At 62.6% G+C, this 11,839-nt stretch carries 8 protein-coding genes; 2 read left to right on the top strand and 6 right to left on the bottom strand.

What is annotated here, in order from left to right; genetic code table 11:
• Positions 1 to 30 precede the first annotated feature (30 nt).
• Positions 31 to 1,740 carry a trimethylamine N-oxide permease gene (locus NKH30_RS01620; protein WP_352768481.1) on the top strand — a complete coding sequence of 570 codons (1,710 nt, stop codon included), beginning with the start codon at positions 31 to 33 and terminating at the stop codon, positions 1,738 to 1,740.
• A 147-nt stretch (positions 1,741 to 1,887) separates the two neighbouring features.
• Here the strand turns inward: NKH30_RS01620 and msuE are convergent, their stop codons facing one another.
• From msuE to NKH30_RS01635, 3 genes are all read right to left on the bottom strand, one after another.
• Positions 1,888 to 2,448 carry an FMN reductase gene (gene msuE, locus NKH30_RS01625; protein WP_352455213.1) on the bottom strand — a complete coding sequence of 187 codons (561 nt, stop codon included), beginning with the start codon at positions 2,446 to 2,448 and terminating at the stop codon, positions 1,888 to 1,890.
• Between the two features lie 112 nt (positions 2,449 to 2,560).
• Complete coding sequence (locus NKH30_RS01630) at positions 2,561 to 3,916, bottom strand: LLM class flavin-dependent oxidoreductase (RefSeq protein ID WP_352472297.1); 1,356 nt, start codon at positions 3,914 to 3,916, stop codon at positions 2,561 to 2,563.
• 133 nt (positions 3,917 to 4,049) lie between these two features.
• A complete protein-coding gene (locus NKH30_RS01635; RefSeq protein ID WP_352993932.1) occupies positions 4,050 to 5,543 on the bottom strand; it encodes an aldehyde dehydrogenase family protein in 1,494 nt (497 codons plus the stop codon).
• A 541-nt stretch (positions 5,544 to 6,084) separates the two neighbouring features.
• On the opposite strand from NKH30_RS01635, the gene NKH30_RS01640 reads away from it, so the two are divergent.
• The gene (locus NKH30_RS01640) at positions 6,085 to 6,543 is read left to right on the top strand and encodes a helix-turn-helix domain-containing protein (RefSeq protein ID WP_352455217.1); all 459 of its coding nucleotides are present in this window, start codon (positions 6,085 to 6,087) and stop codon (positions 6,541 to 6,543) included.
• 58 nt (positions 6,544 to 6,601) lie between these two features.
• Here NKH30_RS01640 and NKH30_RS01645 read toward each other — a convergent pair whose 3' ends face one another.
• From NKH30_RS01645 to NKH30_RS01655, 3 genes are all read right to left on the bottom strand, one after another.
• The gene (locus NKH30_RS01645; RefSeq protein WP_352993935.1) at positions 6,602 to 9,736 is read right to left on the bottom strand and encodes an efflux RND transporter permease subunit; all 3,135 of its coding nucleotides are present in this window, start codon (positions 9,734 to 9,736) and stop codon (positions 6,602 to 6,604) included.
• A gap of 208 nt (positions 9,737 to 9,944) precedes the next feature.
• Complete coding sequence (locus NKH30_RS01650; protein WP_352993938.1) at positions 9,945 to 11,093, bottom strand: efflux RND transporter periplasmic adaptor subunit; 1,149 nt, start codon at positions 11,091 to 11,093, stop codon at positions 9,945 to 9,947.
• Between the two features lie 62 nt (positions 11,094 to 11,155).
• Positions 11,156 to 11,764, bottom strand: coding sequence for a TetR/AcrR family transcriptional regulator (locus NKH30_RS01655; RefSeq protein WP_352993941.1), 609 nt, complete (start codon positions 11,762 to 11,764; stop codon positions 11,156 to 11,158).
• Positions 11,765 to 11,839: the final 75 nt, after the last annotated feature.

Here is an 11,839-nt window from a genome sequence, read left to right on the forward strand (position 1 = left end):
GGGAACATCAAAAATGGGGAATCCACGTAAATGAGCACGATAGTCACCACCTTGGTGCCGCCTGCCGAAGGGCAGCTGCACCGGAACATCGACTGGCGCGGCGCCTTCTGGGTGGCAAGCGGCGTTCCGGCCCTTGTCCTGTTTTCGATCGGCGGCATCGCCGGCACCACCGGAACACTGGCCTTCCTGATCTGGGCCGTATCCATGGTCATGGGCTTCCTGCAGTCCTTCACCTATGCGGAAATCGCCGGGCTGTTCCCGAACAAATCCGGCGGCGCCTCGGTCTACGGCGCCACCGCGTGGCTGCGCTATTCGAAATTCATCGCGCCGCTTTCGGTGTGGTGCAACTGGTTCGCCTGGTCACCGGTGCTGTCGCTCGGCTGCTCGATCGCCGCCGCCTATATCCTCAACGCGCTGGCACCGGTGCCGCTGTTCACCGACACTTCGCCCGAGGTCGCCGCCTATATCGCGGCCCATGCCGGAACCAGCGCCGCCGACGCCATCACCGCGGTCACCGCGGCGGCGACGCCGGCGATCCGCAACTGGACGCTCTACGGTCACACGCTTGGCCCGGTTTCCTTCACCTTCAACGCCACCTTCTTCATCGGCGCGGTGCTGATGCTGATCATCTTCTCGATTCAGCATCGCGGCATCCTGGGCACGGCCAACGTGCAGAAATATATCGGCCTGCTGGTCATCATCCCGATGCTCATCGTCGGCGTGGTGCCGATCGTCACCGGCCAGATCAACTGGGCAAATTTTTCGCCGCTGGTGCCGCTCGCCGCCGCCTATGCGCCGGAGCCCGGCGCATGGAACATCGCCGGCTGGACGCTGGTGCTCGGCGGCATGTTCATCGCGGCATGGTCGACCTACGGCTTCGAGACCGCGGTCTGCTACACCTCCGAGTTCAAGAACCCGGGCACCGATACCTTCAAGGCGATCTTCTATTCCGGCCTGCTGTGTATGCTGCTGTTCATCCTGGTGCCGTTCACCTTCCAGGGCGTGCTCGGCTTGAACGGCATGCTGGCGACGCCGATCGTCGATGGCTCCGGCGTTGCCGATGCGCTGGCCGGCATGGTCGGCGGCGGACAGCTGATCCACAGCCTGCTGGTGATGCTGATGATCCTGGCCCTGGTGCTATGCATCATGACGGCGATGGCCGGCTCCTCGCGCACGCTCTATCAAGGTTCGGTCGACGGCTGGCTGCCGCGCTATCTCAGCCATGTCAACGAGCACGGCGCCCCGACGCGGGCGATGTGGACCGACCTGATCTTCAACCTGATCGTGCTGGCCATCGCCTCGGCCGACGCGACGAGCTTCTTCTTCATCCTCGCCGTGTCGAATTGCGGCTACATCATCTTCAACTTCCTCAATCTCAATGCCGGCTGGATTCACCGCATCGACAATGGCCACATCGCGCGGCCATGGAAGGCGCCGAGCTGGCTGCTCGGCCTCGGCGCGATCTTTGCCTACGTCAACGCGGTCTTCATGGGCGCCGGAGCCAAGGTCTGGAACCCGATGGCATTGTGGGCCGGGCTGATCACGGCAGCCTTGATCATCCCGGTGTTCTGCTTCCGGCATTACATCCAGGACAAGGGCAAATTCCCCGACCACATGCTGGCCGATCTCGGCATGAGCTCGTCCGACCTTGCGGTGAAAAAGGCGGGGATGCTGCCCTATCTGACGCTCGTCGCCGGCGTCGTGGTGATGCTGCTCGCCAACTGGCTGTTCGTCATCTGACGGCTTGCCTTGAGGGATCGGGCGCGCAAGGCGCGCTCGGTCCCTGCATTTTGTTCTTGCTTTGTGCCGGCAGCTATGCTACTAATTTCGGTATGGTGCTGATTCGCCCCGAGACCCGCCGCCGAGGCGGGTTTTTCTTTTTAGGGGCTATTCGGCAGCGGTGCCTGCGCGGGAGCGACCGCCAAGCGCTGCACCGATATCCTCGAGCACCTGTCCGACGCGCGCCTGGATCGTCTCGGACGCAAGCACGCCGTCGATGAAATCCCTGTCCGAAGCGTAGATCGCGGTCGGCAGCGTAAAGGCCTCGAAGAAGCCGAACAGCGGCCTCAGCTGGTGCTCGATGATCAGCGCATGCCGGTCGCCGCCGCCGGTCGCCAGCAGCACCACCGGCTTGCCCCTGAGCGCCGTTGGGTCGACAAGATCGAAGAAGTGCTTGAACAGGCCGGTATAGCTGCCCTTGTAGGTGGGCGAGCCGACGACGAGCACGTCCGCCGCGACGACGCGCTTGAGGATATCGCCCGCTTGCGCATCCAGTTCACGCGCCCATTTGGCGCCACCGAGGCTGGGGCCGAGGTCGACGACGTCATGCGTGCTGGCGGCCAGGCCATATCTGCCGGCTACCTCGTTCACGATACGATCGACGAAGCCGCGCGTCTTGGACGGCCGGGTGAAATTGCCTGAGAAACCGACAACGGCCGGATTGGTCATGATGCAAAGCCCTCGCGATGATTTCGGGCTGCCAGCCCGCTGCTGACCCTATGGACATTCGGGCCGAACGAAAAGAACGGATGCTTGCCACGGTCTAAAATCATTACCGGTTCTAGCCAGCTTTGCGGATCGCTGCCGTCTCAGGTTGGAAGAACCGGTTTGGCGGCCGCTTCAGGCCAAGATTTTCGCGCAGGGTCGATCCTTCGTATTCGCTCCTGAAAATGCCGCGCCGCTGCAATTCGGGCACGATTTTCTCGACGAAATCATCCAATCCGGCGGGAAGATAGGGGAACATGACGTTGAACCCGTCCGAGCCTTCGGTGACCAGCCATTCCTCCATCTCGTCGGCGATGGTTTTCGAAGTGCCGACGAAGGCAAGACCGGAATAGCCGCCCAGCCGCTGCGCAAGCTGCCTGACGGTCAGGTTTTCCTTGCGCGCCAGTTCGATGACGCGCTCGCGGCCGCTCTTGCTGGCGTTGCTTTCCGGGATTTCGGGCAAGACTGAATCCGGATCGAACCGCGACGCGTCGTGGCCGAGCGCGATCGACAGCGAGGCGACGCCGCTCTCGTAGTAGACGAGGCTGTCGAGCTTGGCCCGCTTCGTCTGCGCCTCCTCGGCAGTCTCGCCGACAATGACGAAGGCGCCGGGCAGGATCTTGATGTCGTCGCGCGACCGGCCAAGTTTTTGCGCACGTCCCTTGACGTCGGCAAAGAAGCGCTGTCCCGAGGCGAGATCGGCATGGGCGGCGAAGATCACCTCGGCCGTTTCCGCCGCGAGCTGTCGTCCGGCCTCCGACGCGCCGGCCTGCACGATGACCGGCCAGCCCTGCACCGGCCGCGCGATATTGAGCGGTCCCCGCACCGAAAGATATTCGCCCTTGTGGTCGAGCACATGCAGCTTCGCCGGATCGAAATAGATCCCGCTTTCGGCGTCGCGGATGAAGGCATCGTCGGCAAAACTGTCCCACAGGCCGGTGACGACATCGTAGAACTCCCGCGCCCGGCGATAACGCTCGTCGTGCTCGACATGCTCGTCGAGGCCGAAATTCAGCGCGGCGTCGGGATTGGATGTGGTGACGATATTCCAGCCGGCGCGCCCGCCGCTGATATGGTCGAGAGAGGCGAAACGACGGGCGATGTGGTACGGAGCGTCGAACGTCGTCGAGGCGGTTGCGATCAGCCCGATACGATCGGTGACGGCGGCAAGCGCCGACAACAGCGTGAACGGCTCGAAGGACGTGACCGTGTGGCTGCGCCGCAGCGCCTCGATCGGCATGTTGAGCACGGCCAGGTGGTCGGCCATGAAGAAGGCGTCGAACTTCGCCGCTTCCAGCCTTTGCGCGAAGTGCTTGAGATGCGCGAAATTGAAGTTGGCGTCGGGATAGGCGCCCGGGTAACGCCAGGCGCCGGTATGAAGGCTGACGGGCCGCATGAAAGCGCCAAGCCGCAATTGTCGATTTTCTGCCATGGAAAAACGCACCGATGACGACGAGCGTAACGCTCCAATTGCTCGAGCATGGGATGGCTTTGCGGCCATGGGAAGGAATTCTGTTTTGCAAAACCGGTGTCGGGGAGCATTTTTTGTGCGGGCGGCGGACCGATCAATCGATCTTGATGAACACGCCCTTGGTGTTGAGATACTCGGCGAGGTGCTCGGCGCCGCCCTCGCGGCCGTAGCCGCTCATCTTGTAGCCGCCGAAGGGCACGGCCGGATCGATGGCGTGATAGGTATTGACCCAGACCGAGCCGGCGCGGATCTTGCGCGACAGCTGGTGGGCGGTGGCGAGATTTTGGGTGAAGACCCCTGCAGCCAGGCCGTAAGGCGTGTTGTTGGCCCGCTCGACCGCCTCGTCCAGCGTATCGAACGGCAAGGCTGAAATCACCGGCCCGAAGATCTCCTCACGGGCGATCTTCATGTCGTCCGAGACGCCGGCAAAGACAGTCGGCGCGACGAAATTGCCGGCGCCAAGCGCGCCTTCCACAAGCCGGGTGCCTCCGGTGACGAGTTTCGCCCCTTCCGCGGTGCCGGCCTCGAGGTAACCGGTGACCCGTTGCAGCTGCTTTTCGGAGACGAGCGGACCGATCTCGGTCGCCGGGTCGATGCCGTCGCCGACCCTGAGACCCTTGGCGTATGCCGCGAGCCGCTCGACGAACTCGTCATGGACGGGCCGTTCGACGAAAAGGCGCGAACCGGCGATGCAGATCTGGCCGGAATTGGCGAACACCGACATCGCCGCCACCGGCACCGCCTTGTCGAGATCGGCATCGGCGCAGACGATGACCGGCGACTTGCCGCCGAGCTCCAGCGAGACGCGCTTGAGGTTGCCGGCCGAGGCCCGCACGATCGACTGGCCGGTCGCCGTCGAGCCGGTGAAGACGATCTTGTCGACGCCCATATGCTCGGCGAGTGCGGCACCTGCCTCGGTGCCGGTGCCGGTGACGATGTTGACGACGCCTTCCGGAACGCCGGCCTCGTTCATGATGTCGGCGATCAAAAGCGGCGTCAGCGGCGCCTCTTCCGATGGTTTCAGCACGATGGTGCAGCCGGTCGCCAGCGCCGGGCCGATCTTCCAGATCGACGCCGCCGTTGGCGCGTTCCAGGGAATGATGGCGCCGACGACGCCGACCGGCTCCTTGTGGGTGAAAGAGACGATTTCGCCGGGCAGCGAGTTGTCGATCGTCTCGCCGTGCAGCGCCGTCGCCATGCCGGCATAGTAGCGCAGCATGCCGATGACCCGGTTGCGATTGGCGCGGGTGCGTATGATCGGCATGCCCATGTCGGTGGTGTCGGAGCGGCTGATCTCTTCCCAGTGCTTTTCGAAGAGGTCGGCGATCCTCAGCAGCAGCACCTGCCGCTCGTAAGGCTTGAACCGGCTCCACGGGCCCTCGAACGCCTTGCGCGCAGCAGTCACCGCCAAGTCGATGTCCTGGCGGTCGGCGCGCGGCACCGTGGCGATGACCGCGCCGGTGGCGGGATTGCGGCTCTCCGTGGTCCGACCGGAGCGGGCATCGACCCAGCCGCCGCCGATGAACATCCGGCGATGGCGCCCGTCGATCGGCAGCCGCAGCGGTGCCTTTGTCTGAGCTATGGTCATGACTGTCCTCCAACCACGCGCTAGTCTTAATAGCGGTGTCGTCCTGTGTTCGGTAGCGAATTTGTCACCACCCAACGGGCGTCAATGGCATGCCGCTTGTTTATTGACGTTCAGCACTTATGTAAGGTATCACCATGATAGATGAAGCACCGGAAGGAATGCCATAGAAGGGGGATTTGTGACGATCACGCAACCTTGGGATGCCGGCCGTGCGACGATTGAAATAAGATCTATCGCGAGAAATCTGAAACTAAACATCTCGTACAAGCTGCATGCGCAGGATCGGCTTTCCGACGCGGCTTGATCATGTCTGATGTGCTGCATGCGCTCAAGTTTGGAAATGTGTACCAACCACCTGTGCCCGCAACCCGGCCGGGTCATTTCCGTTATCGCGTGGAGTGCAAGACACCGAACAGCGGGAGTCGATCCATCGGGGTCGTTATCATCCCTTCCAAGAACGGATGTCTCGTCAAAGTTATTTCGGTCATGTGGATCGATGAGTTCGAGCGAAAAGCGGGCTCGATAATTGGAGTTGAAGCTGATGAATAACGCACACCACTACACAGAAAGCGGTCTGCTCAACGTTTACATCGAAGGCATCGCCGTTGAGGTGGATGACGATGGCGACGACATCATCACGATTCCTGCTGTGAATGAACTGCATCAAGTAATCGCGCTTGGGATCGTAAGCCATGCCAAGGGCATGAGCGGGGACGAGCTTCGTTTCCTGCGCTCCGAAATGGGTCTGACCCAAGCTGAATTGGCCGCCATGGTCCACCGTGACAAGCAGTCGATTGGCCGATGGGAGCGCAACGAAATCGACATTGACAGCTCGGCTGAGGCCCTGGTGCGTCGTTTGGCAATCGAAAAGCTGGGGCTGCCTGTTGACGCGGGAATCGATGAGTTGTCGCGTCGGAGCGTTCCTACCGCGGACGAGCAACCGATCAAAATACAGAAAATGAATAACGATGCTCGGCCGTACGAACTGATTGCGGCCTGACCCGACCCTGATATCCCCGCCTCGGCGGGGTTATCTATGGAAGACGTTCGCTCGACCGCTATTCGGCCGCCAGGGCCAGTTGCGGCCTTTCGTTCTTTTCTTCCGTCTCGGCCGGCTGCTCCACCACCTTCTTGGGCTCCCTGCCGAAGAACAGCGCATAGGCTGCCGGCAGGACAAGGATGGTCAGCACCGTGGCGACGAGAATGCCGCCCATCATGGCGTAGGCGAGCGGCCCCCAGAAGACGCCGCGCGAGATCGGGATCAGGGCCAGCACCGCCGTCAGCGCCGTCAGCACGATCGGCCGGAACCGGCGCACCGCCGAGCCGATGATGGCCTCGGAACGCTCCACGCCGGCGGCGATGTCCTGGTCGATCTGATCGACCAGGATGATCGAGTTGCGCATGATGATGCCGAGCAGGGCGATGACACCGAGGATGGCGACGAAGCCGAACGGCGCGCCGCTGATCAACAGTGCCGCCGCCGCGCCGATGATGCCGAGCGGACCGGTCGCCAGCACCAGCATGGCCTTGCCGAAATGCTGCAGCTGGATCATCAGCAGCACGACGATGACGGCCAGCATGATCGGCGCTTTCGCCGCAATCGAGGCCTGGCTTTCGGCCGCATCCTCGGCGCCGCCCTGTATCTCGATCTTGTAGCCGGGTGCGAGGCTGGCGCGCAGGCCCTGCATCTCGCTGTACATTTTCATGGCGACATCGTTCGGCTGCACGCCGTCCGGCAGCGTGGCGCGTACGCTGATGGTCGGCAAGCGGTCCCGCCGCCATTCGACGCCTTGCTCCAGCGCCGGGACCACCTTGGCGACCTGCGACAGCGGCACGGAGCCGCCGAAATCGGTCGGGATGTAGACGGAGTCGACCGCCGACAGCAGGTGACGGCTTGCCTCCGGCTCACGGGCGACGATCGAAACCGTCTCCTCGCCGTCGCGGAAATCATCGAGCGGCGCTCCCGACATGGCCGCCTGCAGCGTCTGGCGGATGCGCTGCGAGGTGACGCCGAGCGCACGGGCGCGATCCTGGTCGATCACCAGCTTCATCATCGGCACCGGCTCCAGCCAGTCGTCGTGGATGGCGCCGAGCAGCGGATTTGCCTGGAACTTCGCCTTCACCTCGTCGGCGATGCGGCGCACCTCCTGGCGATCCGGACCCATGACGCGCATCTGCACCGGCCAGCCGGTCGGCGGACCAAGGAACAGGCGGTCGACCTTGGCGCGGATCGATGGGAAATCATTGGCCAGGATGGTGCGCAGCTTGACAATCAGCCGCTCGCGGGCCGGTTCGTCATTGGCCATCACCAGAAGCTGGGCGAAATTCGGGTTGCGAAGCTGCTGGTCGAGCGGCAGGAAGAAGCGCGGCGCGCCTTCGCCGACATAGGTGGCGATGAAGCGCTTGTCCTTGTCGTCCATCATCCTGGCTTCGAGCGCCTTGGCCTGGGTCTCGACTTCCTTGATGCTGGTGCCTTCCGGCAGCCAGAGGTCGACAAGGATTTCCGGGCGCGACGATTGCGGGAAGAAATTCTGCGGGATGAACTGGAACGCCCACAGGCTGGTGGCAAACGTCATCAGCGTCATCACCAGGACGATGATGCGGTGGCGCACCGCCCATGCAACGGTCGAGCGAAGACGGCGGTAGAAGCGCGTGTCGAAGACATCGTGATGGTTGCCGGCGTGCTTGCGCTGCTTCAGGATCATGTGGCCGAGCCACGGCGTGAAATAGACCGCCGCGAACCAGGACACGACCAGCGCGATGCCGACGACGTAAAACAGGGTGCGCACATATTCGCCGGCCGTCGAGGCCGCGAAACCGACGGGGATGAAGCCGGCCGTGGTGATCAGCGTGCCGGTCAGCATCGGGAAGGCGGTCGAGGAATAGGCGAAGCTCGCCGCCTCGACCTTGACCAAGCCTTCCTCGAGCTTTCGCTCCATCATTTCGACGACGATCATCGCGTCGTCGACCAAGAGGCCAAGGGCGATGATCAGCGCGCCGAGCGAAATGCGCTGCAGGTCGATGCCGAGCTCGTACATGATGGCGAACGTGGCGGCCAGGACCAGCGGAATGACGATCGCGATCACTAGGCCCGAGCGCCAGCCGATCGACAGGAACGATACGAAAAGCACGATCAGCAGCGCTTCGCCGAGCGCTTCCATGAACTCGCTCACAGCCTCCTTCACGACATGCGGCTGGTCGGAAATCTGATCGACCGAAACGCCATAGGGCAGCGCCTCTTCGAAGCGCTTATAGGTCGCTTCGACGTCCTTGCCGACGTCGGTGACGTTGAAGCCCTTGGCCATTACGACGCCGAGCTGGACGCTGTCGTGACCGTTGAAACGGTATTTGCGCTGGTACGGATCCTCGAGGCCGGAGGTCACGGTGGCGATGTCGCCGAGGCGCGTCACCTGGTTGCCGGCGCGCAGGCGAAGCTCGCGGATGTCGGCCGCCCTGGTGACATCGCCCTCGACCGAAATACGCACCGAACGCTGGCCGGTGTCGACCGAACCTGCCGGGTCGACATTGTTCTGGCCTTGGATCGCATTCTGCAGGTCGGTCAACGTCAGGCCGCGTTCGGCAAGCACCTTGGATGAAACGTCGATGTAGAGCTTTTCCGGCTGGTCGCCGATGATCACGGCCTTCTCGACACCGGGCGTCGTCAGCAGCATGTCACGCGCCTGGATGGCGAATTTCTTCAGCTCGGGATAGCTGTAGCCGTCGCCGCTGATCGAATGCAGGGTGATGAACGTGTCGCCGAATTCGTCATTGAAGTAAGGCCCGAGCAGCCCCTGCGGCAGCTCATTGGCGATATCGCCGACCTTCTTGCGCACCTGATAGAAAGCATCGGCGACCTGCGCTGGATTGGTGTCGCCCTTGACCTGCAAGGTGATGATGGCGCTGCCGGCGCGGGTGTAGGAGCGAACGAAATCGAGGTGCGGCGTTTCCTGCAGCTTGCGCTCGATCTTGTTGACCACCTGGTCCTCCATCTCCTTGATCGAGGAGCCTGGCCAGATCGCCTGGACGACCATCACGCGGAAGGTGAAATCGGGGTCTTCCTTCTGGCCCATGCGCATCAGGCCGAGTGCACCGGCGACGATGATCAGCCCGAACAGGAAGCGGGCAATGCTCGGATGGCCGATTGCCCAGCGCGAAAGATTGAAAGACCGCTTTTCATTTGTGTCGATGGTCATCGGCGTCAGTCCGTTTCAATTTGATCAACAGAGCACGCGCTTTTGCATGCCCAAGGAACTTCCGATGTGGGCTTCCGGGCGGCGTGGCTTTCCGAGTTGAGAGATCTACATCGCGGTGGGACGCGAGGATCGACGTGGGGGTTACATCGACCTGAGATCTCGAAAATCGGGGGCGCCTGCCGCCCGGAAACCGTGAATTGCCTGGCCGTCAGCGCAAGCGCCTTGCAGCGTCATCGGCCGACGCCGACTGTTGCGCTGCATCACCGGTCAGCTTGACTTTCAGATTCTCGGTCATGAACTGCGTGCCGGCGGCGACGACGACGTCACCCGGCTTCAGCCCATCGGCGACACTGACGCCGTCGGGGGTGAAGGCGGCGACCTTGACCGGATGCGCATGGACGGTCCCGCCGTTGCGGTCGACTGTCCAGACGATCGATTGGCTGTCCTTTTGCGCCAACGCGGCCAGCGGGATCGACACCAGTTGCTGCCGGTTGTCCGCCGCGGCTTCGATGGAGGCGGTCATGCCTAGCAGCACGCGAGGATCGTTGGGCAGGCTGACGCGAACGGCAAAGGTGCGCGACTGCGGATCGGCGCTGCCGGCGACTTCGCGGACCTTGCCGTCGAGCGTCAGCGCCTCATCGGACCAGAAGCCAGCCTTCACGGTCTTGCCCGGCTTGAATTCGGCGATATCGGTTTCCGGAACAGCGATCAGGACTTCCTTCTCGCCGTCGATGGCAACGGTCACCACCGGCGTGCCGGAGCCGACCACCTGGCCGACATCGGCGGCAACGGCGGTGACAATGCCGTTCTTGTCCGCCTTGAGATCGGTATAGCGGACCTGGTTCTGTGCCTGGGCAAGCTGCGAGCGGGCGGAGTCTCGCGTGGCGACCGCCTGATTATAGGCGAGCGTCGCCTGCTCGAGCTGCGACTTCGGCGCGAAATTCTTGGCGTAGAGCTGTTCGGCCCGCTTGCGCGTAAGCTCGACTGTCTCGACCTGACGGTCGGCAGCATCGAGGCTGGCCTGAGAGCTTCTCACCGAGAGCTCGTAGTCGGTGGGATCGACGCGGGCGAGAACGTCACCCGGCTTGACGCGGTCACCGATGTCGACAAGGCGCTCGGTGATCTTGCCGTTGATGCGAAAGCCGAGATTCATCTCGGTGCGGGCACGCACCGATCCGGAATAGGAAAGCTGACGGGTATCGCTCGCCTTGGCGATCTCGACCACCTTGACCGGGCGGATGATCTCGGTGACCTCGGCTTTCTCCTGCGAGCAGCCGGCGAGGCCGAGAGCGGCAACGACAATCAGTGCCAGGCCGGCGGCCGGTCGCCTGTAGGTGATGGACTTGGACAAAGACACTTTTCGTACTCCCGAATTGTGGAGATGAATTGCCGACATCACCGCCCGACGGGCGGCAATGGTCATTTCTTCAAGGCTCTGATGGCAAACTCGGTAAGCTCGTCCGGCGTCGCCCGGTTCTTCTTGGCGAGGCACTGGGCCATTATCTGCGGATGAGAGAGGCTGATAATGGCAGCGCCGAAACACCGGGAAGCGATCACCGGATCCTGATCGATGAACTCGCCGGTAGCGATTCCCTCGCGGATCACTTCCGCGACCAGTTCATGGATGCTGTCGATGTGCTTTTCGATGACGTGCCAGTCGCGCTCGATGGCGACGATGACCATCTCGTGCACCTTCTCCTGGTCGATCATGGTTTCCAGCGTCCACTGATAGTGCGTATGCACGTAGCGGCGGAGCTTCTCGCTGGCGGTGCCGGAACCATGGCAGGCCTCGTAGCTCAACCGGTAGCAGGTCTCGAGCATGCGGCCGCAAACCGCCTGGTGGATTTCCACCTTGGAGGCGAAGAAGCGATAGATATTGGCAGTCGACATGCCGAGTTCGCGCGCAATGTCGGCGACGTTGGTCTTGCCGTAGCCGTAGTGGCGAAACAATCGCTCCGCGCAATCCAGGATGCGCGTGACATTTTCCTGGCGGGCGGAATCGGCGGTGGCGTCTAGGGTTTCAAGCATCTCGTTGGCCAATTTACGACTGACGAATTTAGAATTTCGTCACTCGTAAATTGAAAACCATCACCTGTCAAGCCA

Source organism: Mesorhizobium sp. M1273 (assembly GCF_040318195.1).
Taxonomy (GTDB): Bacteria; Pseudomonadota; Alphaproteobacteria; order Rhizobiales; family Rhizobiaceae; genus Mesorhizobium.